The 25,192-nt window shown below is 59.8% G+C and carries 21 protein-coding genes; 11 read left to right on the forward strand and 10 right to left on the reverse strand.

What is annotated here, in order from left to right:
* Positions 1 to 30: 30 nt before the first annotated feature.
* Complete coding sequence (locus tag ONZ54_RS14375) at positions 31 to 801, reverse strand: ABC transporter ATP-binding protein (protein WP_005310133.1); 771 nt, start codon at positions 799 to 801, stop codon at positions 31 to 33.
* A gap of 531 nt (positions 802 to 1,332) precedes the next feature.
* On the opposite strand from ONZ54_RS14375, the gene ONZ54_RS14380 reads away from it, so the two are divergent.
* Together ONZ54_RS14380 and ONZ54_RS14385 are read left to right on the forward strand one after the other, a co-directional pair.
* Complete coding sequence (locus ONZ54_RS14380) at positions 1,333 to 2,235, forward strand: LysO family transporter (protein WP_034523538.1); 903 nt, start codon at positions 1,333 to 1,335, stop codon at positions 2,233 to 2,235.
* A 142-nt stretch (positions 2,236 to 2,377) separates the two neighbouring features.
* Positions 2,378 to 2,998: an acyl carrier protein phosphodiesterase gene (locus tag ONZ54_RS14385; protein ID WP_271786499.1), complete on the forward strand. Its 621-nt coding sequence runs from the start codon at positions 2,378 to 2,380 to the stop codon at positions 2,996 to 2,998.
* Positions 2,999 to 3,050: 52 nt separating this feature from the next.
* On the opposite strand, the gene ONZ54_RS14390 is transcribed toward ONZ54_RS14385, so the two are convergent.
* Together ONZ54_RS14390 and arsC are read right to left on the reverse strand one after the other, a co-directional pair.
* Complete coding sequence (locus ONZ54_RS14390) at positions 3,051 to 3,446, reverse strand: DUF2069 domain-containing protein (protein ID WP_271786500.1); 396 nt, start codon at positions 3,444 to 3,446, stop codon at positions 3,051 to 3,053.
* Positions 3,443 to 3,793, reverse strand: a complete 351-nt coding sequence (arsC, locus tag ONZ54_RS14395) for an arsenate reductase (glutaredoxin) (RefSeq protein ID WP_096118469.1) — start codon at positions 3,791 to 3,793, stop codon at positions 3,443 to 3,445. The genes ONZ54_RS14390 and arsC overlap by 4 nt, the downstream gene beginning before the upstream one ends.
* Before the next feature lie 58 nt (positions 3,794 to 3,851).
* Here arsC and ONZ54_RS14400 point away from each other — a divergent pair, with 58 nt between their 5' ends.
* Entirely contained in the window at positions 3,852 to 4,331 is a 480-nt protein-coding gene (locus tag ONZ54_RS14400; RefSeq protein ID WP_271786501.1) for a TlpA family protein disulfide reductase, read from the forward strand.
* A 199-nt stretch (positions 4,332 to 4,530) separates the two neighbouring features.
* Here the strand turns inward: ONZ54_RS14400 and bepA are convergent, their stop codons facing one another.
* The gene (gene bepA / locus ONZ54_RS14405; RefSeq protein ID WP_373364541.1) at positions 4,531 to 5,985 is read right to left on the reverse strand and encodes a beta-barrel assembly-enhancing protease; all 1,455 of its coding nucleotides are present in this window, start codon (positions 5,983 to 5,985) and stop codon (positions 4,531 to 4,533) included.
* Positions 5,986 to 6,113: 128 nt separating this feature from the next.
* Between bepA and ONZ54_RS14410 the strand changes: the two genes are divergently transcribed.
* Complete coding sequence (locus ONZ54_RS14410) at positions 6,114 to 6,347, forward strand: sulfurtransferase TusA family protein (RefSeq protein ID WP_005310119.1); 234 nt, start codon at positions 6,114 to 6,116, stop codon at positions 6,345 to 6,347.
* Positions 6,348 to 6,372: 25 nt separating this feature from the next.
* On the forward strand, positions 6,373 to 7,443 hold the full coding sequence (locus ONZ54_RS14415; RefSeq protein ID WP_042468015.1) for an AI-2E family transporter: 1,071 nt from the start codon (positions 6,373 to 6,375) through the stop codon (positions 7,441 to 7,443).
* 103 nt (positions 7,444 to 7,546) lie between these two features.
* On the opposite strand, the gene ONZ54_RS14420 is transcribed toward ONZ54_RS14415, so the two are convergent.
* Positions 7,547 to 8,347 (reverse strand): alpha/beta fold hydrolase, encoded by an 801-nt coding sequence (locus ONZ54_RS14420; RefSeq protein ID WP_059168532.1) that lies wholly within the window; start codon positions 8,345 to 8,347, stop codon positions 7,547 to 7,549.
* Between the two features lie 224 nt (positions 8,348 to 8,571).
* Between ONZ54_RS14420 and ppk2 the strand changes: the two genes are divergently transcribed.
* A complete protein-coding gene (ppk2, locus tag ONZ54_RS14425) occupies positions 8,572 to 9,387 on the forward strand; it encodes a polyphosphate kinase 2 (protein WP_021138536.1) in 816 nt (271 codons plus the stop codon).
* Positions 9,388 to 9,491: 104 nt separating this feature from the next.
* Here the strand turns inward: ppk2 and ONZ54_RS14430 are convergent, their stop codons facing one another.
* The 5 genes from ONZ54_RS14430 to yejK all read right to left on the reverse strand — a co-directional run bounded on the left by ONZ54_RS14430 (position 9,492) and on the right by yejK (position 15,984).
* Entirely contained in the window at positions 9,492 to 10,628 is a 1,137-nt protein-coding gene (locus tag ONZ54_RS14430; protein ID WP_271786502.1) for an ABC transporter ATP-binding protein, read from the reverse strand.
* Positions 10,629 to 10,714: 86 nt separating this feature from the next.
* Complete coding sequence (malG, locus tag ONZ54_RS14435; protein WP_017412117.1) at positions 10,715 to 11,605, reverse strand: maltose ABC transporter permease MalG; 891 nt, start codon at positions 11,603 to 11,605, stop codon at positions 10,715 to 10,717.
* Between the two features lie 12 nt (positions 11,606 to 11,617).
* Positions 11,618 to 13,270, reverse strand: coding sequence for a maltose ABC transporter permease MalF (gene malF, locus ONZ54_RS14440; protein ID WP_271786503.1), 1,653 nt, complete (start codon positions 13,268 to 13,270; stop codon positions 11,618 to 11,620).
* A gap of 75 nt (positions 13,271 to 13,345) precedes the next feature.
* Positions 13,346 to 14,527, reverse strand: coding sequence for a maltose/maltodextrin ABC transporter substrate-binding protein MalE (gene malE, locus ONZ54_RS14445; protein ID WP_005310106.1), 1,182 nt, complete (start codon positions 14,525 to 14,527; stop codon positions 13,346 to 13,348).
* A 395-nt stretch (positions 14,528 to 14,922) separates the two neighbouring features.
* A complete protein-coding gene (gene yejK, locus ONZ54_RS14450; protein ID WP_271786504.1) occupies positions 14,923 to 15,984 on the reverse strand; it encodes a nucleoid-associated protein YejK in 1,062 nt (353 codons plus the stop codon).
* A 73-nt stretch (positions 15,985 to 16,057) separates the two neighbouring features.
* On the opposite strand from yejK, the gene ONZ54_RS14455 reads away from it, so the two are divergent.
* From ONZ54_RS14455 to ONZ54_RS14475, 5 genes are all read left to right on the forward strand, one after another.
* Positions 16,058 to 16,285, forward strand: coding sequence for a YejL family protein (locus tag ONZ54_RS14455; protein ID WP_005310102.1), 228 nt, complete (start codon positions 16,058 to 16,060; stop codon positions 16,283 to 16,285).
* A 43-nt stretch (positions 16,286 to 16,328) separates the two neighbouring features.
* Positions 16,329 to 18,179: a DUF3413 domain-containing protein gene (locus ONZ54_RS14460; RefSeq protein WP_005310100.1), complete on the forward strand. Its 1,851-nt coding sequence runs from the start codon at positions 16,329 to 16,331 to the stop codon at positions 18,177 to 18,179.
* A gap of 328 nt (positions 18,180 to 18,507) precedes the next feature.
* Positions 18,508 to 20,673 (forward strand): TonB-dependent hemoglobin/transferrin/lactoferrin family receptor, encoded by a 2,166-nt coding sequence (locus ONZ54_RS14465; protein WP_271786505.1) that lies wholly within the window; start codon positions 18,508 to 18,510, stop codon positions 20,671 to 20,673.
* On the forward strand, positions 20,673 to 22,733 hold the full coding sequence (locus ONZ54_RS14470; protein WP_271786506.1) for a prolyl oligopeptidase family serine peptidase: 2,061 nt from the start codon (positions 20,673 to 20,675) through the stop codon (positions 22,731 to 22,733). Before ONZ54_RS14465 ends, ONZ54_RS14470 begins: the two co-directional genes overlap by 1 nt.
* A 38-nt stretch (positions 22,734 to 22,771) precedes the next feature.
* The gene (locus ONZ54_RS14475; RefSeq protein WP_271786507.1) at positions 22,772 to 25,186 is read left to right on the forward strand and encodes a proprotein convertase P-domain-containing protein; all 2,415 of its coding nucleotides are present in this window, start codon (positions 22,772 to 22,774) and stop codon (positions 25,184 to 25,186) included.
* The last annotated feature ends 6 nt before the right edge of the window (positions 25,187 to 25,192 follow it).

Raw genomic sequence — 25,192 nt, forward strand, 5'->3', positions numbered from 1 at the left:
TCGTCGACTGTTAACGTTGGATCCCGCCCATCAATAGATGGAAGAGATAAATTGCTTGAACCGTTCCGATTTGGGATGGGCGAAAATCTCCTTGGGGTTGCCCTCCTCTTCCACGCGCCCCTGATGCAAAAACATTACCTTGTTCGACACATCACGGGCAAACGACATCTCGTGGGTCACCACCAGCATGGTGCGCCCCTCTTCGGCCAGCTCACGCATCAGGCCGAGCACCTCACCCACCAGCTCGGGATCGAGCGCAGAAGTGGGTTCGTCAAACAGCATCACTTCGGGATCCACCGCCAGCGCCCGGGCAATGGCCGCACGCTGCTGCTGACCGCCGGAGAGGTGACCCGGGTAGTAATCCCGGCGCTCCCACAGGCCCACCCGATTGAGCAGATGCTCCGCCTTGGCGATGGCTTCGGCGCGGGGGATCTTCAGCACCTGGATAGGCACTTCGATGATGTTCTGCATGATGGTCATGTGCGACCAGAGGTTGAAACTTTGAAACACCATGGCCAGACGGCTACGGATACGCTCCACCTGACGCACATCCTCCGCCAGCCGCTCGCCAGCCCGGTTGGTTTTCATCCGGATAAGCTCGCCATGAAGCGAAACCGTGCCGGAAGAGGGTGTTTCCAGCAAATTGATACAGCGAAGAAAGGTCGACTTCCCCGAGCCGGAGGAGCCGATCAGGGAGATCACGTCTCCCTTGTGGGCGGTCATGTCGATGCCCTTGAGCACTTCGTGGGTGCCGAAATACTTGTGCAGTTCACGAACTTCCAGTGCGGCAACGTCGCTCATCCATTACAACCTTGTCTGTCCCTAGACGCCGCTACGGCGTGACTCAGCCATCGTCCATTTAACAAAAAGTTAACCGATGGCAACCTTCAGCGAAAATATCACTCGACTAGTCAAAAAACAATACAGAACGGTGGTCTTTGGTGTTTTGTCTGTATTTTTATTGGTCTAATCGGTATTTTTCAGCACTTTGTCTGCATAAAACCCTATCCAGACCAGTACGGCAACACCGCCTTTTTATACCCACATCGCAAGGGTGGCAAGAAAATTCCTGCATCATGGTCATAACCGTACCCAAGCAGCTTTATTCACCCTGCGGATGTTTGCATCTTGTTGAAAAGTGGGCTGACTCGTCAATTCTCCTGCTGCACCAAGGCGAGCCACTGCGCCACATCAGTGCATGGATTTGCACCAAAAACATAACAACTTGATAAAAAAGCCCCGGATGAAACATCCAAACCCACAGATATGTGACACAGAGCCAATAAGTAGTGATAAGGTGTCATTTTTATCAGTTTTGTGATCGAGGCCCCGATGTTGCTCAATGTATTGCTGATCTTGCTGCCGCTGGCAATCGGCTATCTGATCCCCCTCTCTTCCGCCCGGCTCATCAAGCTGGTCAATCAGTCGCTGGGCAAGATGGTCTATCTCATCCTGTTTCTGATGGGGCTGGGGCTCGCCTATGTGGAGAACCTGGGCAGCAACCTGGCGGTGATCTTCAAGGTGGCCGGTGTCATGCTGGCCGCGATTACCTTCTGCAACCTGCTGGCGCTCTGGTGGCTCGACAAACGCAGCCCGCCGACCCATGAGGCGAGTGACGCCAAGATGCCGAGCAAGCTGCACCTGCTGTGGGAATCACTTCAGCTCTGCTTCGTGGTGCTGGGGGGCGTGCTGTTGGGACTGCTGGTGGATCTGCGGATCTTGCCCATCGACAAGTTGAGTGAGTGGGCCCTGATGTTGTTGCTGCTGCTGATCGGGGTGCAGATGCGCAACTCCGGCATGCGACTGCGCCAGATCCTGCTCAATCCCTGGGGCATGAAAATCGCCTTTACCGTCATCGTCAGCAGCTGGCTGGGCAGTCTGCTGGCAGCCCAGTTGCTCGGCATGCCATTCAGTCATGGCTTGGCGATCAGCTCCAGCTTCGGCTGGTATTCGCTGTCGGGCATTCTGGTGGCCGACAAGCTGGGGCCTGTGCTCGGCTCCGCCGCCTTTATCAACGATCTGGGTCGCGAGCTTATCGCCATTCTCATCATCCCCATGTTGATGCGCCGCCACCCCTCTGCCGCCATCGGCTACGGTGGCGCCACTGCGCTGGACTTCACCCTGCCGGTCATTCAGAAATCCGGTGGCATCCAGGTAGTACCTGTGGCGATTGTCTCCGGCTTTATCCTGAGCCTGCTCGGCCCCATCCTGATCCTGGGCTTCCTGGCCATTTAAACCTGCCAACCTCATCACGCCCGACCCGAGTGTCGGGCTTTTTTGTGCCAACTCCTTGCCGCCGGTTCGCCAGCCATAGGCAAGCAGAGCCGGATCCGCTAGGCTCACCCTCAGTTTTCATTTGCTGGTCAACCCTAGCCCCATGAATTATCTGGCTCATCTGCATCTGGCTGCCCATACCCGAAGTTCCCTCACCGGCAATCTGCTGGGGGATTTTATCAAGGGACCACTGCCAAGCGCCCTCGCCCCCGAGTTCGACGAGGGGATCTGGCTGCATCGCAAGATTGATGCCTTCACCGATGCACACCCGGAGCACAGGGCAGCTGTGGCCTGCTTTGAGGCGCCCTGGCGCCGCTTTGGCGGCATACTGGTGGACATGCTCTACGACCACTGGCTCAGTGTGTACTGGTCACAGTTTTGTGCAGAGCCTCTACCCCGCTTTTTGCAGCACAGCTATGACCAGCTTTTGGCAGATCACCTGCTGCTGGCAGACGGCTTGCCAGCGGCACTGAAACGGATGGCGGAGCAGAACTGGATTGCCTCCTATCGTCACAAAGAGGGGCTGGGCCGTGCCCTCAACGGCATAGGCCATCGTCTGCGCCGCCCTGTGTTGCTCGGCAATGCCCTCACCACCCTGGATGAGATGGATTGGCACACCTGCGAGCTGGGCTTTCTGCGCTTCTATCCCCAGCTGATGGCATTTAGCGAGCAGCAGCTCGCCCACTATCGCGAGACGGGCGGCCACGCGGGATTGCGGCCATAAAAAACCGGCCCCAGGGTCCGGTTTGCAGATAAAGGCGCACTGAACCAGTGCCTTATTTCTCTTCTTGTGACAGCTCACCCTTCTTCTTGCGAATGCTGAGGCCCAGCTCCCGGCCACGCAGGCGGGCGTAATAGATGGTGCCGACAAACGCCAGTGTGGTGAACACCAGTTCAACCACAGCCAGCCAACGCTCCCCTTCATCCGTGGTGATCAGCGTCAGGGCGTGCAGGAAATAGGGCATCAGCACGAAGTTGCCCCAGGCGTGGGCGTAAGGGTTGCCCTGTACTATGCCCTTGAGCGGGAACAGGAGCGGCACAGTCCAGATCACCGGCAGCAACCAGGGATTGAGGTCAGGGTGGGGGGAGAGAAACAGGTGCCAGAGGATGACCCAACCCAGCAGGCCAAAGAAGCCGACCAGGGTCAGCAGACGGGCGAAGCGAGTGGTCACTTGAGGATCTCCAGCACCTGCTCGGGAGGGCGGCCGATGCGAGCCTTGCCATCTTTGATGACGATGGGGCGCTCGATGAGCTTGGGATGCTGGTGCATGGCGCGAATGAGGGCATCGCCACTCTGATCCGCCAGCCCCAGCTCTTTGTAGAGATCTTCCTTGGTGCGCATCAGCTGGCGCGGATCGGCAAAGCCCAGTTGGGTCAGCAGAGTGCGAATGACATCTTCACTCGGCGCCTGCTCCAGATAGAGCACCACATCCGGGGCGACCCCGTGCTGTTCCAGCAGGGCCAGGGTTTCACGGCTCTTTGAACAGCGCGGATTGTGGTAGATTTGGGTCTCGCTCATGGTAACTCCCTGATGTGGCAAGATGGGACAAGAAACGGCGCTATTGTAGGGGAAACGGATGGTCAGGGTAAGCGGCAGGGCACAGGAAATGAAACGAATTTGTTGGCTGATTGTGGCGGCTCTGCTGACAGCCTGCTCCCCGGCCCCCGAGTTCAGCAACGGCCAGGGCCAGCCGGTGACGCTGGCGCAGTTTGCCGGCAAACCGCTCTTGGTCAACTACTTCGCGCCCTGGTGCGCCCCCTGCCTGCGGGAATTGCCGCTGCTGGAGACACTGGCGCAGGAGGGCAAGATAGCCGTGGTGGTGATCAGTTACGATCCTGCCACCCCGGCCGAGCTGGGAGCACTGGCCAGTCGCCATCACATCAAAGTCCCGCTGCTGATCACCGATAAAGAGGCGCACCTCCCCTTCTCTCTCCCAACCGGGCTGCCCACCAGCTATCTGCTCGATGGCGAGGGCATGTTGCAAGCGACGCTGGTGGGAGAGCTCGACGAGCAGAAGATTACCGCCCTCAAGGCGCGGGCTGCGCAATTTCGTTAGAGAAGACCCCAACCCTCCCCTTGCCAGGAGAAGCGCCGATGCGCCTTCCTGACATTTGAGCGTCTGCGACGCTTCTCTTTCATTACTAGTCTGCCGCCCCGCTCTCTTGTGAAGGGGTGGCAGAGAAGAGTCTTCCGCCCGGAAAGAAAACGGGGCGCGCCATTGCTGGAGCACCCCGTTTCACCGTTTGTCTGAGTCATCACCCTTTCAGGCTGTCGAGATCCTTTTTCGCGCGCTCCAGCTCTGTGATACGCGCCTCCAGTCTGGCCAAGGTCAGCTTGTCGCTGGTGGTGCCACGGGCCACGATCAGCTCGTCGATGGCGGCTTGATAATCCCCCCGCAGGGAGAGCATCTCGGCGCGCGCCATGTGCAACTCTGTCATTCTGCCCGCCTTGCGATAGGCATCGGAGAGCAGGTTCCAGGCCAGGCTGTTCTCTTCGTGATCCCGGGCATAGGGGTCCAGTATGGCGATGGATTTCTTGTAATCGCCCCCTTCCAGATAGGCGTTACCCAGGTTGACCACCACCACTTCGTTATCCGGCATGCGGGCGCGGAACTTCTCCAGCCGTGCAATGGCCTGGGCGCTGCGTCCCTTGGCGAGATCGATATCGGTCAGGGCATCGACCACGAACAAGTCTTCCGGATGACGCGTGGCCAACTCCTGCATCAGGGTGTCAGCCTCATCGGTGCGCTTGAGTTGCAACAAGGCCAGCGCCTTGCCATAGGTGGCCGCATCCTTGAGGGGGTAATCCCCTTTTTGCAGACGACTGTCGAAGTAGCTGAGCAACGCCTGTGGGGTCTCGGTGCCATAGCGCACCTGAATGCGCACCTTGGCCAGCCAGAAGTCCAGGCTGGGGGGCAAGTTGCGGCGCCCATAGCTGTTGGCTCGGCCACGGGCCTCTGAGATCCGGGTCTCGGGCAGGGGGTGAGTGAGCAGCATCTGGGGCGGCTTGCTGGCGTAGCGATACTCGGCTGCCAGCTTCTGGAAGAAGTTGGCCATGCCCATGGGGTCAAACCCTGCGTCATACAGGGTTTTCATACCGATCCGGTCCGCTTCATATTCGTTGTCGCGGGTGTAGTTGATGGCCGATTGCATCGACAATCCGAGGGTGGTCTGCAAGGCGGCGATACCGGCGGTGGGGTTGATCACCGCGAGCGCAATGGAGCCCACCAGCCCGGCCAGGGTCATGGCGGAGCTACTCGCCTGCGCCTCCATGTAGCGGGCAATGTGGCGCTGGGTCACGTGAGTGATTTCGTGCGCCAGTACCGAGGCCAGCTCGCTCTCGCTGTCGGCATAGAGGAACAGGCCTGTGTGCACCTTGACCCGACCGCCGAGGAAGGCGGCCGCGTTGATGCTGGGATCATTGACAAGGAAGAAGGTAAAGGGAAAACGCACCCCGTCAGCGTTGGTCAGCAAGCGCTGCCCCAGATCGTCTATGTACTGACTCAGCACGGGATCATCGATGATCGGCAAGCCGGCACGGGCGAAACGCATGAAGGCATTGCCATAGCGCACCTCCTGCTCGATGGGCAGGGCGGCTACCCCGGCTGTGCCTATGTCGGGAAGCTGGTTGTTCGCCTGGGCATGAAAAGTCGCCCCCATCAGGGAAGCCAGCAGGGGAAGCGATGCCATCAAAGGGGAAAAGCGTGCCACGTTATCTCTATCTCCAATCAGACCCTACCGGGACACCGGCAGAATACCCTTGCCCCTCAAGGGCCACAAGCGTTGTTTCATGCTCTTATCACGGCCATAATAGCCGCCTCATGCCCGATGGAGCCCCTATGGAACACCTCGATCTGACCCCCTGGCGCTGCCCCGAGCCACTGATCCGGCTCAAGCTCTGGTTGCGTCAGGCGACACCCGGTCAATCCCTGTCCATCCAGCTGGCAGACCCGGGCTCCCGGCAGGATATTCCGGCCTACTTGCAACGCCAGGGACACACAGTCACCTTGCAGCAAGGGCCGGACAATACGATCTTTTTGCAATTGGTTGTCGGGGCCAAGCAGCCATCATGAGCCCCTGTCACGAAAGGATGCTGTCATGTTAGAAGTTCTCAAGCGCTGGTATCAGACCCGTTTCTCCGACCCCGATGCCGTCACCCTCTTCCTGCTGCTGGTTGCCTGCTTTGCCGTGCTCTGGCTGTTTGGCGGCCTGCTTGCTCCCTTGCTGGTCGCGCTGGTGATGGCGTATCTGCTGGAGTGGCCAGTTAGCCGGTTGCAACGAGCCGGGCTCTCCCGCGCTCTTGCCACCAGTCTGGTGCTGCTGCTGTTCATAGCTGTGACAGTGATGGCATTGCTGGGCCTGATCCCGACCCTGGTGAGCCAGGGCATCAATCTGGCCAAGGAGTCCCCCTCCATGCTGGCCCATGCCCAGGACTATGTGCGCACCCTGCCGGAGAAATACCCCGAAGTCATCGACGTGACCCTGGTCGAAACCATCATTGACAACATCCGACAACGCATCCTGAGCGGCGGCGAGCATCTGGTAAGCGCCTCCCTGAGCTCGCTGGTGAACGTAGTGGCCATCCTCATCTATCTCATCCTGGTGCCGTTGATGGTGTTCTTCATGCTCAAGGACAAACAGGAGCTGATGGGCGGCCTGCGCCGCTTCCTACCGCGCAATCGCACCCTGGTCAACCGGGTCTGGGTGGAGATGAACGACCAGATCATCAACTATATCCGCGGCAAGGTGATCGAGATCCTTATCGTCGGGGTGGCTACCTACATCCCCTTTGCCTTGATGGGATTGCGCTACTCGGCGTTGCTGGCGGTGGCTGTCGGTTTCTCCGTACTCATTCCTTACATAGGCGCGGCAGCGGTCACTGTACCTGTGGCCATGGTGGCCCTGTTCCAGTGGGGACTGACCCCGGAATTCACCTGGCTGATGGTGGCCTATCTGGTGATCCAGGCCCTCGATGGCAACCTGCTGGTGCCTCTGCTCTTCTCCGAGGCAGTCAACCTGCATCCGGTGGCCATCATCGTAGCCGTGCTGGTATTTGGCGGCCTGTGGGGTTTCTGGGGCGTCTTCTTTGCCATCCCCCTCGCCACCCTGGTCAAGGCGGTGATCAATGCCTGGCCCAAGCGGGATGATCCGGCCCTGCCCGGCGTCTGAGGGCACACCCCTCTCAGCTCACAGAGAGTGATAACCAGCAATCAGGAAACAAAGAAGGGAGCCCACGGCTCCCTTCTTTGTCATGCAATTGCGGTTGTCGATATCAGAGCCCGGCCAGAAATGCCGTCAGGGCTTGATTGACGAAGGCGGGATTTTCCAGCGTGGAGATATGGCCTGCAGCCGGTATCTCCTTGAAGGGGCACCCCAGCACCTCGGCCATCAGATAACCCTCCAGCACTGGGCGAGCCTTGTCTTCGCAGCCGGTCATGACCAGTGCCGGCACCCTGATCTCTTCCAGCCAGTCGATGCGATCTTCCCGGGTCACAAAGCTGCGGCCCACCGCCACCATGGCGGCTACCTTCTCCCCTGGCCAGGAGGCCAGGCGTTCCTTGAATCCGTCAATCAAGGCCGCATTCGGCTGATTGGCAAAAAACAGCGGTGCCACCTGCTCCACTATGGGTGCCGGTATTGTGCCGAGCTGCCCAATCATGCCCAGCATGCCGAGGTAGCGCTCACAGGTGATCTGGGGCTCGAGACCGACGAAGCTGTCCATCAGCACCACTCCCTTGAGACGGGTCGGTGCCATCCTGGCCAGCTCCACACCCCACATGCCACCGATGGAGAGACCCACCAGCACACACTCTTCGACCCCGAGGGCATCGAGCAGTGCCAGATGATCCCGGGCCAGGGTCGCCAGGGTGCAGGGGCCTTCCGGCAACCGGTCGGAATCTCCATGGCCCCACAGCTCGGGCACGATACAGCGGTACTGGCCTTTGAGCGCGGCAATCTGCGGCGCCCACATGGCGCTGTCCCACAGGTAGCTGTGGCCAAACAACAGAACCGGGCCCTGCCCCTCGTCCAGATAGGCCATTTGGCGGCCCGCTATCTCCATAAATTGCTTCATGTTTTCTCCTGTTGCCAGCTGCTGATGATGAGACGGCAGTGCAAATCGCCATAAATGGCTTCATGTTTTTCTATTGCCAGCGGCTGATGAGGCGGCAGTGTAAATCGCCATTCTGTTTTGCTGCCAGCGACGGGGCGGCAGTGTAACACGCAGTCCTTGGCAGTGGCGCCTCCCTGGTGCAAGCTGAAGATGACTCAAGGAAAGGACTCAAAAAGGAGAAAGCCATGCCGAAGGAAAAAAGTAAGAAGCGCCCGCGTCTGGACAAGAAGTGCTATGAGCATCACCTCACCCATCTGCAGGAGGAGCTGGTCAAGTTGCAGGAGTGGGTCAAGCAGGAGGGGCTGAAAGTGGTGGTGTTGTTCGAGGGGCGCGATGCCGCCGGCAAGGGCGGCGTCATCAAGGCCATCACAGAACCGCTCAACCCCCGGGTCTGCCGGGTCACAGCCTTGCCCGCCCCTTCCGATAGAGAGCGATCCCAGTGGTATTTTCAACGCTATGCCGCCCACCTGCCCGCCGCCGGTGAAATGGTGCTGTTCGACCGCTCCTGGTACAACCGGGCCGGGGTCGAGCGGGTGATGGGGTTTTGCAGCGATGCGGAGTATCGCGAGTTTTTACGGGCCTGTCCCGAGTTTGAACGCATGCTGATCCGCTCAGGGATAACCCTGATCAAATACTGGTTCTCGGTCTCGGACGAAGAACAGGAGAAGCGTTTCAAGGAGCGGATCAACACCCCCATCAAGCGCTGGAAGTTCAGCCCCATGGACTTGCAATCCCGCTCGCGCTGGGTGGAGTACTCCCGCGCCAAGGATGACATGTTCACTTACACGGACACGGAAGACTGCCCCTGGTTCGTGGTCGATGCCGACGACAAGCGCCGGGCACGCCTCAACTGCATCGCCCACCTGCTCGGCAAGGTGCCCTACGAGGCGATCCACTACGAACCCATCAAGCTGCCCCCCATCACGACCGAGGGGTACGAACGCCCGCCGCTGGCCAGCCAGACCTTTGTACCCGACATTACCGCCGAGCTGGAGGCCTGATCACCATCACCCTGCCTGCCATGTTCCCGAACGGCAGGCAATAAAAAGCCGGTCTGACGACCGGCAAAAAGGCATTGAATACTAAGGAAAACCAGCGCAAAAAATCAGGTACGAATGTACTTGGCGGTACGAGGGAACGCCTGCTCTTTGGCGTCAAACAGATAACAGGCTTCAGCCGGGATACCCACGCTGTAGGTCTGACCGGTTGCCACATCCACGTCCGAGGTGGCCTTGACGGTAAAGTCATGACCATCCACATCCATATAAACGAAGGATTCCGCGCCCAGGTGTTCAGCCACCTGCACTATCCCGCTCACCTTGCTGTGAGCATGGGGATGATCGAGCGGGAACAGATGCTCGGGACGAATACCCAGCTCTACCTTGTCACCGACCGAGCCACGACGGGCATCGACCCGCGCCCGCACCGTATCGCCGGAGGTGAGTTTGACCACACACTCCTGCTTGCCAATCTCCAGCAATTCGCCCGACAGGAAGTTCATCTTGGGTGAGCCGATAAAGCCCGCCACGAACTTGTTGTCCGGGTTGTGGTAGAGATCGAGCGGGGTGCCGAACTGCTCCAGGTTGGTTTGGGCCTCGCCCTTGAGCGGGCTCAGCACCACGATGCGGTTGGCCAGTGTCATGGCTTCCACCTGATCGTGGGTCACGTAGATGATGGTGGAGTTGAGCTCCTTGTGCAGTTTGGCGATCTCGATGCGCATCTTGACCCGCAGGGCGGCATCCAGGTTGGACAAGGGTTCGTCAAACAGGAACACCTGCGGCTGCTGCACTATGGAACGACCTATGGCCACACGCTGGCGCTGACCGCCGGAGAGCGCCTTGGGCTTTCTGTCCAGCAATGGCTCAAGCCCCAGGATTTCGGCGGCGCGCATCACCCGCTTGTGGATGTTCTCCTTGTCCATCTTCTTGAGCTTGAGGCCAAAGGCCATGTTCTCGTAGATGTTCATGTGCGGATAGAGAGCGTAGGACTGGAACACCATGCCGACGTTGCGCTCCACCGGCGGCACGTCGTTCATGTAACGACCGCCGATAGTCAGCTCACCGCTGGTGATGTCTTCCAGACCCGCGATCATCCGCAGCAGGGTGGACTTGCCGCAGCCGGACGGGCCCACGAAGACGATGAACTCCCCTTCCTTGATGGCCAGGTTGATGTTGCGCAGCGTGTCCTTGTGGACCGCCGGATCGTAGTTCTTGCGAACGTTGTTGAGTACTACTTCAGCCATGACGAGCTCCGCTCTTGAATCTTTGCAAATCGTGACGGCGGGGGGAGTCAGCTCCCCCGGCCATTAAAACCGTTAGCCGTTAAACGTTAGCCTTTCACACCGCCCGCAGTGAGGCCACCCACCAGCCAGCGCTGCGCCATCAGGAAGACCACAGTAATGGGCAGACCCGACAGGACGGCTGCAGCCGCAAAGTCACCCCACAGATAGTTCTGCGGATAGAGGTATTGCTGGGCACCGACCGCCAGGGTCAGGTTGTTCACATCCTGCAGCAGGATGGAGGCCACGGGCACCTCAGTGATGGTACCGATGAAGGCCAGAATGAACACCACCGCCAGAATGGGCACCGACAGGGGCAACAGGATCAGGCGGAACGCCTGCCACGGGGTCGCGCCATCGATGGCTGCCGCCTCTTCCAGAGAGGAGTCTATGGTCTCGAAGTAGCCCTTGATGGTCCAGACATGCAGCGCTATGCCGCCCATGTAAGCCAGGATAAGGCCACCGTGGGTGTTCAGACCCAGCCAGGGCACATAGTCACCTATCTTGTTGAACAGCGCATAGATGGCCACCAGTGCCAGCACGGCAGGGAACATCTGGAAGATCAGCATCCCTTGCAATATGGTCTGCTTGCCGCGAAAACGCAGGCGGGCAAACGCATAGGCACAGGTGGTCGACAGCGTCACTATCATCAGGGCCGTGATGCCGGCGATCTTGATGGAGTTCCACAGCCAGGTCAGCACGGGGAACGGCGGCGGCGTTATGCTGCCATCGGCGTTGGTGATGGACATGCCCAGCGCCAGCTTCCAGTGATCCAGGGTCGGATCGGAGGGGATGATTTCCCCCACCGAGAAGTTGCCGTTACGAAACGAGATGGCGATGACCATGATCACCGGGAAAATGATCAGCGCCAGAAAGGCCCACATGACCAGGTGGGTTGCCCACACCCGGTATTTGACTGATTTGGGTTGTACGATAGCCATTGAGAAGCCTCCTTACTGTTGCTTGTCGGCTTTGGACAATTTCAGGTTGAGCAGTGCAAGCGCGCCGACGATCAGGAAGATGGCGGTAGCGATGGCACTGGCCAGACCGTAGTCCTGACCACCCGAGCCCTGGAACGCAATCCGGTAGGTGTAGTTCACCAACAGATCCGTGGTCCCGGCCGGGGTACTGGCGCCTATGATGTCCGGCGCCCCGTTCGTCAACAACTGTATGAGTACGAAGTTGTTGAAGTTGAAAGCAAAGGATGCGATCAGCAGCGGAGTGAGCGGCTTCATCAAGAGCGGAACCGTGATCTTGAAGAAGTTCTGCACAGGACCGGCACCGTCCATGGCGGACGCCTCGTAGAGATCATCCGGAATGGCTTTGAGCAAGCCCATGCAGAGGATCATCATGTAGGGGTAACCAAGCCAGGTATTGACGATGAGGATCATCACCTTGGCCAGGAAGGGGGTGGTGTACCAGTCCGGCTTGATGCCGAACGCCGCCTCCAGGAACAGGTTGATCTCGCCGAAGTTCTGGTTGAACAAGCCCTTGAACACCAGGATGGAGATAAACGCCGGTATCGCATAGGGCAGGATCAGCATGACCCGGTAGAAGCCGCGACCTCTGAGCTGTTCCCACTGCACCAGACATGCCATCACCATGCCGATGGCCAGGGTGAAGCCCACTGAGCCGGCGGAGAAGATCACGGTCCAGACGAAGATCTGCATGAAGGGACCCTGGATACCCGGGTCTGTCATGATGCGCACGAAGTTTTTCCAACCCACGCTCACCACGAAACCGGGGGCCATGCCCTTGCCGACAAACTGTCCCTGCTCGTCGATGTATTGATAGAAGCCGGTGTCACCGTTGGGCAGCATCAGCTCGCCGGTCTGGGTGTCACGCAGCAGGTTGCTGTCCTTGATCACCACGCCGGATTTGAGCACGGCGCCATCCATCAGCCGGGTGTACTGCTGCTTCTGGGCGGCAAACTTGCGCAGGCTGCTCAGGGTCAGGTGAATGCCACCTTCCGGCAATACCAGATCCAGCGCGCTCAGGTGAGTGCGATGATCGACGATGGCACGAATGGGGGCCACCTTGTCCACGGCCTCTTCTGCCAGAGGCTGCAACTGAACAACCTGGACCGCGTCATGGACTCTGCCCTCGCGGACAGCCAGTTCACGGGCCTTGTTGTTCATCAGAATAAGGGGTTGACTGATAAAGGCTTGGTCGTCCTGTTTCAGCAACAGCTGAAACTGATTGTTCTCACCACCCAGCAGGGTGAAATCGAATTCACCGCCAGCCACCTTGTAGCTTTTTTTCAGATGGTAATCCCGTGCCTGCTCAAGGGAGAGCAAGTTGGATCCCGAATAGTTGGTGAAGGCGATGCCGATCGTGTAGGCAAGAGGGAAGATGATAAACACAACCATGCCAGCCACACCGGGGAAGATATAGCGGTGGGCATAAGTCTTCTTGTTCATGAAGACATACAGACCGACGGACACCACCACCAGATCGAGCAGAGCGAATACCCACTCACCGCTGGCGTACATCATCACGGCCGCATAACCGTTGAGGATGGCTACCAGAGCAGCGATGGTCCACTTAAGCCAGGTGTGCTTATCCTTCGGACCGGCATAGGATTCAATAGAAGGTACTACTTCCATGCCAATTAACCTTTATAACGCCAAGAGAGATTTGAGAGAGTGGGAGGCCGTTGCGGCCTCCCGGGTAGTGCATGCTTACTGAACGATACGCTTGGCAGCGGTATCCAGGGCTTCGTCAACGCTCTGACGGCCGGAGGTCACGTTCTTGAGGGCAGTTTCGAAGGAAGACCAGAAACGGCTCATCTCAGGCACGGACGGCATCGGCTCGCCATTCTGGGCGTTCACCATGGTTGCCTTGATGTGCGGATCGGATTCCAGGGTCTTCTGGAAGGACTTCAGTGCCACGGCACCCAACGGCTTGTCGGCGTTGACCGGCGCCAGACCAGCATCGGTCAACAGGTAGTTTTCCAGGAACTCGATAGCCAGATCCTTGTTCGGGCTGGCGGCGTTGATGGTCGCACCCAGTACGCCAACGAAGGCTTTGGCCGGGTTGCCCTTCAGGGTCGGCAGGGACGCTACACCGTACTTGATGCCGCTCTTGTCCAGGTTGCTCCAGGCCCAGGGACCGTTGATCATCATGGCCACTTCGCCCTTGTTGAACTTGGCGTCCATCACACCGTAGTCGATGCCTTTTTCCAGGTGACCGGATTTGATCATCTCGGAGATATAGCCAACACCGGCCTTGGCACCTGCGTTGTTCACGCCGGTATCTTTCACGTCATAACCGGTAGCGGTTTTCTTGAAGGCATAGCCACCGTTGGCAGCCACCAGCGGGTAGCTGAAATAGGGGGTGTCATAGGCCCACATGATGGCGCGCTTGCCATTTTTCTTCAGCGCTTCGTCGATCTTGGCGATCTCTTCGAAGGTTTTCGGCGGCTCGGGCAGCAGATCCTTGTTATAGATAAGGCTCACGGCTTCTACCGCAACCGGATAACCGTAGGTCTTGCCATCCACTGCCATGGCATCCCAGGCGAACTGTTCAAACTTGGCTTTGGTGGCTGCGTTCGGGGTAACAGGTACCAGCAGACCGGCCTTGACCCACTCACCGTAACGGTCGTGAGCCCAGAAGAAGATGTCCGGACCGTTGCCGGTGGCAGCGGCTTGCTGGAATTTCACTTCCACCTGATCAGGGTGAGCAACCGTCACCTTGATGCCGGTTTCGGCTTCAAACTTCTTACCTACTTCAGCCAGACCATTGTATCCCTTGTCACCGTTAATCCAGATGGTCAGTTGACCTTCGTCAATGGCGGCGGTGGCAGAGCAAGCCACGCCCAGAGTAGCCAGACCGATCAGGGATGACAGCAATTTCTTTTTCATGAGCCTTTCCTTGTATTAGTTCCGCGCTGTAAGAGCATTGTGTGCGAGATGAATATTATCCCAAGCCGCTACTGCCTCACATGACGCAACTCGCATTTTTGAAATGCAATTACGTATTTTCTTCCAGAAAGTTATGAAAACATTTTCTTATTTCAGGGGGTTATCGCCATTTATTGGCATATTTCTCGCCAAAAACAGAAATTAAATTACCAAATGGAAATAAAAAAACACAAATGAAAGGGTTTTCACTGCATTGAAAACCCTTTCACGGTGGTTATTCTGTTTAAATTGTTAACAAAGCACCGAGTTGGTTTCGAGGCGACTTACCCCCTTAAATAAAAAGACACCGCAGCGAAGTGCGGTGTCTTTTTGCCAAAAATGGAAAGCAGATCACATTACGACTGGCGCAGCAGTTGATCCTTGAGATTGGGTGGCACGCCGCGAATGGTCAGGGTATCTGTCTGGGGATCGTAAAACACCCGGCTGTTCAGCAATTTCTGCTCGAAACTCAGGGTCAGACCGCCACCGGAGCCGACGAACTTGGTCAGGCCGCGCAGGGTGGAGCGATCGGCGGGGAAGCGCTCTTCCAGCTCATACTCCTGACCGATGAAGCTGTAAAAATCGAGGTCGCCGTCGCCCGCTTCTCTTGCAGAGAGTTCGGCGGAAAGCGCCTTGATTTCGATCTCTTCACCGGCGCTGGCCTGCTCGGTGCAATATTTGAAGACCTGCTTCTTGTAGTCGTTGCGCTCGGCCGGTTCGAGCTGACGACTGTCGCAATAATCGTCCACCGCCTGCAGCAGCCCTTTATTTTGGATCTTGGCATCCATGCCCTCGCGGGCACCCAGCAAGTCCATGAAAAAGTCCCCCAGTTTACGACCGACCCGCCCCTTGCTGAAGGTGATATAGCGGCGAGAGTCTGGTTGGGTTTTCCATTCAGTCAAATCGATGCGGGCCACCAGATTGAGCTTGCCGATATCCAGATAATGGATATGGCGCAAGTCCAGCGCCTCGCTGACGGTGACGCTCTCCTTGCCTTCCAGCAGGGCGACCATCAGGTAATCGACCCCCACATAGTTGTATTTGGCAAACAGCAATACACCCTGTTCGTCGAGGGCGTGATCCACCAGGTTCTTGACCAGCAGCTGAGTCATATTGACCGAGAAGGGGACGAATTCGAGCTGATCGCCGAGCAGCTGCTCGAGGGCAATGCGAAAGGCGGGAGAAGGCTGCTTGGGGGCTTCCTCACCGTCGGCCAGCTCGGCGACGGCGGCTTCGGGGTCAGCGAAAAAGCCAAAGCCCTTGCCACCCTTGCCGTTGTAAATGCGATGCAGCTCCGCCATCAGCCCCTGAACCGCCTCATCAGCAGGCAGGGTCTGGCTGCGGGTGTCGGCGTGAGGTTGACCATCGCCGCCCTGGCGCAGGGAGTGAAGAATGATCTTGTCGATATCGAGACTCATGTCACAAAGCCATAGTGTTAGCCGAAAGGGTGAAGTATTATAAGGCGCTTTGAACCGAGATGAACTGAAGATTATGCCCATCGTATCAAAGTACACAAACCAGCAATTTGATGACCTGATGAATGACCTGATCACTGTACTGGAAAAGCACAAGGCGCCAGTCGACCTCAGCCTCATGGTGCTGGGTAACGTGACGACCAATATCATCAACGGCATGGCCCCGGCACAACGCCAGGCGATCACTGAAAAATATGTCCAGGCACTGACTTCCTCGGTCGACACTCGCCACGACACTCACTGAGTCGCCGCCTTTTTTTGACGTTTCTCAAAGCAGATGGATCACTATGGTCGAAACCGGCAACCCCTATCGTGATAATGTCTCTCGCCTGATCACCTGGGGGCATTGGTTCTCCTTCTTCAACATCATTCTGGCCATGCTGATTGCCACCCGCTATCTGGGTGCCATCAGCTGGCCATCGACCACGCTCGGCGTGACCTATCTCATCATCAGCTGGATAGGTCACTTTTCGTTTCTGAGCTTTGTCACCTACCTGTTGACCATATTCCCGCTGAGTTTCGTGCTGCCCAAAGAGAAGCTGCTGCGCTTCATTTCGGCCATCATCGCCACCCTGGCGCTGGTGCTCCTGCTCATCGACACCCAGGTCTTCCAGCTGTTCAAGTTCCACTTGAACGCTCAGGTGTGGCAGTTGCTGCTGGATCAGGCCCAGACCGAGGAGGGCTCGATCTGGAGCATCATCTTCGTGGCGGTGCCGACCATCTTCCTGCTGCAACTGCTGCTGTCGGCCTATGTGTGGCGCAAGATCAACAAGCGCAAGCGCCGTCAGTATGGCAATCAGGTGGGGCTGGCCCTGCTGGTCTGCTTCATTCTGACCCACGTGGTCAACAGCTGGGCCGATGCCACCCTGTATCAGCCCATTACCATGCAGCGCGCCAACTTCCCGCTCTCCTACCCCATGACCGCCAAGAGCTTCCTGGCCAAGCACGGCTGGCTGGACCTGGATCAGTACGAGAAGAAGGCAGAATCCCAGGATGGCGAAAGCGAGAGCCGTTTGCGCTACCCCCTGCGCCCGCTCAGCGTCAACGCCCCCATTGCCCACAAGAACCTGCTGGTGGTGGTGGTGGATTCGTTGCGAGCCGACATGCTCAACAGCATCAACATGCCCAATCTGCAGCGTTATGCAGACAGCCATCTCAATTTCCGTAACCACATGAGTGGCGGCAATGACGATGTGATGGGGATGTTCAGCCTCTTCTATGGACTGCCCGGCCACTATTACGACGACATCCGCAACGACAAGACACCGCCGGTGCTGTTCGACGAGATGCTGCGCCAGGATTACCAGTTCGGCCTGTTTGGCGCACTGGAAGATGCGCAGCAGTATCGCCAGAGCATCCTCTCCGGTCTGCGCAAGCAGGTGTTTGTCTCCGAGCAGACCAATGATCAGCTGCTGATCGGTGACTGGCAGCAGTGGCTCGCCAAGCGCTCGCCGGACAGACCCTGGTTCTCGCTGGTCTATCTGTCGAGCCCCGGTGATTACCAGCTGCCGGCCGACATGAAGGGCCCCTTCCAGCCCGAGCTGACCAAGTTCAATCCGGCCACCGCTTATCAGGCCAAAAACCTGCAGAAGCTGGAGAACCGTTACAAAAACACCGTCTTCTACACCGATCAGTTGCTGGAACAGATGCTGAGTCAGCTGCAACAGCAGGGCCTGAACGAGCAGACCATAGTCGTGGTGACCTCCAACCACGGTCAGGAGTTCAACGATACTCGCAGCAACAGCTGGGGTTATGGTACCAACTACTCGCCCTATCAGGTGCAGGTGCCTTTCGTGCTGGCCTGGCCGGGCAACGACACCCTGGCGCAGAGCCAGTTGAGCAGCCATCTGGATCTGGTGCCCACCCTGATGCAGGGCATGCTGGGGGTGCGCAATCCGGCGCGGGACTACAGCACAGGCCGCAGTCTGTTCGACAACAGCCCGCGCAACTGGCTGCTGGCCGGGGATCAGCGTGATTTTGCCATCTATCAGGGCAACACCATCACCCACTTCAACAAGCAGGGTGACTTTGAACTGCTGGAGCGCAACAGCTACCGTCCCATCAAGCACGGCACCCCCGACATGGGTGTCATGATCCAGGTGATGAACGAGCTCAACCGCTTCTATCGCGCCCCCTGACGGCCAGAAAACCACACTCACCAAGCCCGCTCCCGTAGCGGGCTTTTTATTGCGTGCAGCACGGGCCAGAAAACAACAGCTGGGCATCTATGCCCAAGGGAACCCATAGGGGACGGGTTTTATGCCCAGCCAGATAGCCCTCTTCTCCCCTTCATGTTCTCACTTGCCGGCGCAAACGTTCTTCTTTTCACTACTGACTCTTCCATCAAAAACATCAATCTGATCAAGATCATAAAAACAAAATGATAATGATTATCAATCGTTGATCTGGATGGACCACTCTGCAATAATTCGCGCCCTTCAGGCTCAAATAACAATCATTCTCAAAATGAAAATACTGCTGCACTACTGGCCCATGCTGCTGTCCGGCACAGCGCTGGCCGCCAGCGATCCGGCCAGGGTCGACGAAACTGGCATACTTCCTCACCTAAAGGCGCGCGAGACCATAGTGGTCAAAGGCCAGCGGGTCGAACAGAAGCTGTCCGATATCTCGGGCGCCATCACAGTCATCACCGAAGAGGATCTGGATCGCCAGATCGCCACCGAACTCACCGACGTGTTCAAGAACGAACCCGGCGTTTCTGTGACCGGCTCGGCAGGGCGTCCGCAAAACATAAGCATCCGCGGCATTGGCGGCAACCGGGTGCTGATCATCAAGGACGGGGTCAGGGTCAGCGACGGCTTCGGTGCCGACGATCTCAACGACAAGGTGGGCCGTTTCAGCTTCGACCTGGATGACGTCAAGCAGATTGAGGTGGCCAAGGGGGCAGGCTCCGCCCTGCACGGATCAGACGCCATCGGCGGCACCATCGTCATCTCCACCAAGCAGCCGGAGGATTATCTGCAGGGGCAGGATGCCTACCTCAGCAGCAAAGTCCTGCATGATGGCAGCAGCAACAAGCAGAAGTTGAGCGCCACCGGTGCCGCCCGCTGGGCAGAAACAGAACACCTGCTGCGCCTCTCCGGCTGGCAGGGGCACGAGACCGCCAACTATGACGAGAGCCGCATCCCGGCGGATCTGGATGGCCTGAGTGCCTCCACCAGCTCTCGCTTCACCCTGAACGAGCACCACCTGCTGCGCCTCGAACTCGACTACTTCGAGGACAACGCCAAGCGGGATCAGGGGCCGCGCGAAGTACCCCAGCCCGATGGCAAATGGCAGGTTCGCCAGTATCGCGAGGACAGTACCCAGCGCTCCCAGGGCGCCAAGCTGAGCTGGGAGGCGCGCAGCCTTGACCATCTGCTGACGGATCAGTTCACCTTGAGCCTGCACGGCAATCACGCCAAGAACAGCGCCAACAAACGCAGCCTGCTGCAAAATGACCTGCTGAGCGGCTATCCCCGCTATCGCAGCGAACGGGAGCTGGCCACCTTTACCGAGGATCTGATCGGCAGCGAGCTGGACATTCGCCGCGATCTGACAACCGGCGCCATCGAACACAAGTTGAGCTATGGCGTCGAACTGGAGCGCGCAAGCCACGAGCGACCGGTCGACAAGCTGACCTTGGAGGCGGGCATTCCCCAGCCCGGCCAATCAGCCCCCTTCAGCAGTGCCCGCACGGACCGCGCCGGCATCTGGCTGGGGGATGTGGCGAGCCTTGGCCAGTGGCAATTCACCCCTACACTGCGCATGGATCACCAGTGGCTGAGCCCGCAAGATGGCAAGGGTGCCAGCAACCACAGCTGGCACCTATCCCCCAGTCTGGCCACCAGCTATCGCTTCAACGATCAGTGGCGCAGCTGGCTCAGCTATGCCAACGGTTTTAGTGCCCCCTCCTACGACAAGGTGTACGGCAATATTCCCCACTACTTTGCCCTGCCGCCGTTCGAGATCATCGCCAACCCGGACCTCAAGGAGGAGACCAGCCACAGCTTCGAGTGGGGTGTGAGCGGTGAAGGGGATGAGTGGAGCATCAAGCCGGCGCTCTTCTACAACCGCTACTACAACTTCGTTGACTGGCGCCAGGTGGGCTTCCGTCTGAGCGACGGCGTCATGCTGCGCCAATACCGCAACGTGGCCAAGTCCGAGACCTGGGGCGCCGAGATCGCCGCCAGCTACTGGCTGACCCAGCAGTGGGAACTGGCCACCAAGTTCGGCTGGGTGGATGGCAAGGACAGCCAGGGCGAGTCACCGCGCAACCTGACCCCGCTGGAGGGCAATACCCGCCTCAGCTATCAGGCCAACGACTGGAGCCTGGGGCTGCAAGCCGATTATGCCGCCGCCATGAGCCGGGTACCTACTTGCGGCAACAGCCTGACCCAGCAGCAGAGCGAGTGCATGAAGAGTGCGGGCTGGCTCAGCTTCGCCCTGACCGCCGACTGGCAGATCACAGACGCCCTCAAGGCCAACCTCAAGCTAGATAACCTGCTCGATACCCGTTACACCCGCTATCAGGATGTAGCCGGGCAGGAAGCGGGCAGCGATGCGGGACTCTACACCCAGACGGGCCGCTACCTGAGCGCCAGCCTGCGCTACACCTTCGTGGGGATCTGATGCACGCGCTATTGATAATGACTGCTCTGCTGGCCAATCCGGTGGCCTCACCCACCGAGGCCGCAGGTATGACGGCAACCACCACGGCGCCACAGAGCGCGCCAGCCATTGCCAAGCGTCCCCTGTTGATGAAGGGCAAGGTAGCGCGGTGGGATCCCTATGGCGGCTGGCGTGACGACAGCCGCCAGGATCCCGCCCTGCTGGCCATGCTGGCCGAGCAGAACCGCTGGACCGAGCAGCAGCTCGCCAGCCAGCGGCCGCTGGAGCAGGCGCTGCAAGCCGAGTGGCAGACACAGCAGCGCGGCGAGCCCATGCCCGCCGAGTGGCACACTGAAGCGGGCAGCCAGTGGCGGATGGAGGCCGACGGCAGCCTGTGGCAACGGGCTGATGACAAGGCGCAGCCCCGTCAGCGACTGGCGCCGCGTCAACCGGCGAGCGGCTATTACGAGCTCGCCGGCTGGGCACTGCACCCGAACGGACGCTGGCTGGTCCTGGCCGAAGATCTGCGCGGCGATCTGGACTACCGCATCACCCTGCTGGATCTGGATAGCGGCAAGACCCTCACCACCCTGGCGCACAGGGCCGCCGATCTGCTCTGGAGTCTGGATGGCAAGACCCTCTACACCCTTGCCAACGAGCGCCGCACCCTGCGCCCCTGGCAACTGTGGGCCTGGCAGGATGGCAAGGAGCGGCTAGTACACCAGGAGGCCGATCCCGCCTGGCTGCTCAGCCTCTATGGCACCACGGACAAACGCCATTTGCTGCTGCAGAGCAACAACCACGACAGCTCTGAGCAATACCTGCTGGACGAGGGGACCCCCTCTCTGCTCAAGGCCCGTCAGGCCGGTGTCGAGTACTACCTGGATACCCAAGGGGAGCGAGTGCTCATCAAGAGCAACAAAGATGGTGCCCTCAGCCTTTATCAGGTGACCAGTCTGGCACAGGTGGCCGAGGGGCACTGGCAACCCCTCTGGTCCGGCGAGGACAAGAGCCTGGAGAAGTGGCGCCTGTTTGCCGACCATACGGTCCTGCAATATCGCAAGGCAGGGGACGACTGGCTCGATGTGCTGGATTCAAGCGGCCAGCTCAGCCAGCGTGTGCATCTCACCGAGGGAGCTGGCACGGCCTGGATCCAGGGCGCTCATGACCCGGCCAGCCAGCAGATCCTGATCCGCAGGCAAGGGATGGCCGAGCCGCCCCACCAGCGCTGGCTCAATCTGGCCAGCGGTCAGTGGCAAGCTGGCGCCCAGGCGCAGGCCCCCTCCCCCTACCGAAGCGAGCGACGCTGGGTGGTGGGCAAGGATGGGGTCAAGGTACCCGTCTCTCTGGTGTGGCGCACCGACATCACCAAGCCCAAGGCGCTGCTGCTCTACGGCTACGGCGCCTATGGCACCCCCATGCGCCCCTACTACCAGCCCCAGGTGCTGAGTTTGCTGGATCGCGGTTTTGTCTACGCCATCGCTCACGTGCGCGGCGGCGGCATGCTGGGAGATGACTGGTATCTGGCAGGGCGCGGCCGGCAAAAACAGCACAGCGTGGACGACTTCCTGACCGTGGCAGAGGCGCTGGCCCGGGATCCGGCCATTGATCCTGCCCGGCTGTTCGCCATGGGCGGCAGTGCCGGCGGTCTGCTGGTGGCGGCGGCGCTCAATCAGGCGCCAACCCGCTTTGCCGGCGCCGTGTTGCAGGTGCCCTTCGTCGATCTGCTCGGCACAATGAGCGATCCCGAACTGCCGCTCACCCGCCAGGAGTACGCCGAGTGGGGCAATCCGGCCATTCCCGCCGACTATGCGGCCATGCGTCGCCTGAGCCCCTATGACAACCTGCAACGGCAGCCCTATCCCCCGGTTTATGTGACGGCCGGGCTGCACGACAGCCAGGTGCCTTACTGGGAGCCGCTCAAATGGGTCGCCCGGCTGCGGGAGCACAGCACGGGCACGGGCCCCTATCTGCTGAGTACGGCTCTCGACAGCGGCCACCAGGCCAGCACCGGCAAGGCCCACCAGCAGGCAGCGCGCGAGTATGCCTTCCTGCTCACCCTGGCTGGCGTTACCCGCTGATGGCGCATCCTTTTCTTATTTTTGTGTTGGAGTAAACCATGAAACCCTCTTCCCTGGCCCTCTGGCTGGCGGCAACCTTGCTCTCACAGCCTCTGCTGGCGGCCGAGTTGCAGTTTGTCGATGAAAAAACCATTACCACCACGCCGCAGCTGTGGCTCGAGCAGCGCCTCGGCGTCACGCTCGCCCCCGACTACGACAGGGCCAGCCTGCTCGGCCATCACTACAGCTTCCGCCAACTGGTCAAGGGCCTGCCGGTGGCCACCATCCAGGCTGCCGTCAGTGTCGACAAGACCGGCAAGCCCTGGCGCATCTATCACAACAGTCGGCCGCTGCAGAGCAGCGAGCCAGGCTGTGATGCCGGTGGCAACCTGGCTCCTCTGATCGAAGAGTTGCGGGCAGCGGGCAGCGAGATCGACCCGTTGGGAGCGGTCGAAGCCTGGTACTGGCGCGACGGCGATACCCTGGTGCCCGCCCTGCGCCAGCGGGTGCGCGAACACCAGGCAGGCAACGCCAAGGCTACCTATGTACAGCTGTTCGCCAGTTGCGACGGCAGCCGGGAGCTGGGCCGCTGGATGGATGCGGCCAGCACCCAGGCCAGCCGCACAGCCGACGCCGGCGACACCCAAGTGGAAGCACGAGTATTCGACCCGGATCCCCGCACCCAGCTGCAAGACGCCAGCCTGGTCTGGCACGACGAACTGGTACTGGCGGACGCCGCCTATCAGGACAGAGTTCCCCTGCCGGTCACACTGCAAGGGGGACGCTATCTGCTGAGCGGCCCTCACGCCCGGGTGGTGGATGCCATGGAGCCCGATACCGCGCCTTTCAGCAGTGATGACCCGCAGGCATTCCGGTTGACCCGGGACGATCGGGGCTTTGCCGACATCAACGCCTATTACCACCTTGACTTGGCCCAGCGCCACATCAAGAAGCTGGGCTTTAGCGGGCTTATCCCGGGGGCACTCGACATAGACACAGAGGCCGGCTATCAGGACAACTCCCTCTATGATCCGTTCGAGCGCAGGTTGGAGCTGGGCCGCAGCGGTGTGCCCGATGCCGAGGATCCCATGGTGATCTGGCACGAGTTCGGCCATGCAGTGCAACACCACATAGTGCCGGATCTCGGGGACGAGGCGGACTGGGGCGCCATCGGCGAGGGTTTCAGCGACTACCTGGCCGCCAGCCACCGCCAGCGCAGCGAGGCGGGTCGCCAGTTCGAACCGGCCATAGTGTTCAACTGGGATGCCCGTTTCACCGACCGCACTCCGCGTCAGCTGGACGATCTGCGGGCCCGCTACCACCCGGACTACAGCTATCCGGCCCACCGCACCATCAACGGCAGCAACGGTGATCAGTTGTGGGGCACACCGCTGTTCCAGGCCTTGCTGGCGTCGGTGACCGAGCATGGCGAAGTGGCCCGGGACGAGTTTGACCGCGTCATCATCGAATCCCACTTCGGGCTGGGCCCGGCCATTCGCATGCCGCAACTGGCCCGCATCACTGTGGACACGGCGGCGCGGCTCTACCCGGCCCGTCACTACGCCAGCCATCTGGAGCAAGCCTTCCGTCAGCACGGCCTCTTGCTGGCGCCGGTCAATATCGCGCTGGTCGAGGGCAGCGCCATCGAGCTGGGACAGCGTCAATCAGTGCAACTGACCCTCACCAACCAGGGCTCGGCGCCGGTGACCCTCAATGCGCTGACCCTGACCCTGCCCGCCGGGCTGCAGGCCGATCCCTACCAATGGCAAGCCACCACACTGGCGGCAGGTGCCAGCACCACTACCACGCTGCGACTGCTGGCCCAGAGCCCGCTGGCCTGCGGCGATGAGGTGAGCCTGCCGGTAAGCCTCGTCATGACGGGGACCAGTCCGACCGAGCGCCAGTGGCAGCAGCCACTGAGCCTGCCCATAGGCACGCCTATCATCAGCCGCGCCACTGGCCAGCCGCTGCTCCTCAGCGATGCCCAGAGCGAGGAGGTACGTGGCTTGAGCCAAGCCAGCCTGCAGCTGGAGAAGACCAACGCCAAAGTGAGCGAGCAGTTGCAACTGACCCTGGATCTGCAACACGACGCCCTGGATGAGCTGGAGATCTGGCTCAACTCCCCCTCCGGCACCCGCCTCCAGATCTGGGACAAGGGCTACAGCCCACTGCCACGGCTGAAAGGTGTCTTCCCTACCGAGCTGCTGCCCCTGCAACCCTTCACCCCCTTGCTGGGAGAGCCGCTGGCCGGCAGATGGACGCTGGAAGTGGTGGACAGCAAACCCGGGCATCAGGGCCGCATCAATGGCTGGAGCATCAGCCAGCGCACCGGCGCCCAGTGTGGTGAACCCATAGCCCCGCCGGATGACGGCATCATCCACTTCCCGGTGGACGACAGCAGTGGCGGCGGTGCGGCCAACCTGCTCTGGCTGCTGCCGCTGGCACTCTGGCGCCGCCTTCGCCAGCGCGGCTGAGTAACC

Source organism: Aeromonas salmonicida (assembly GCF_028355655.1).
Taxonomy (GTDB): domain Bacteria; phylum Pseudomonadota; class Gammaproteobacteria; order Enterobacterales; family Aeromonadaceae; genus Aeromonas; species Aeromonas salmonicida.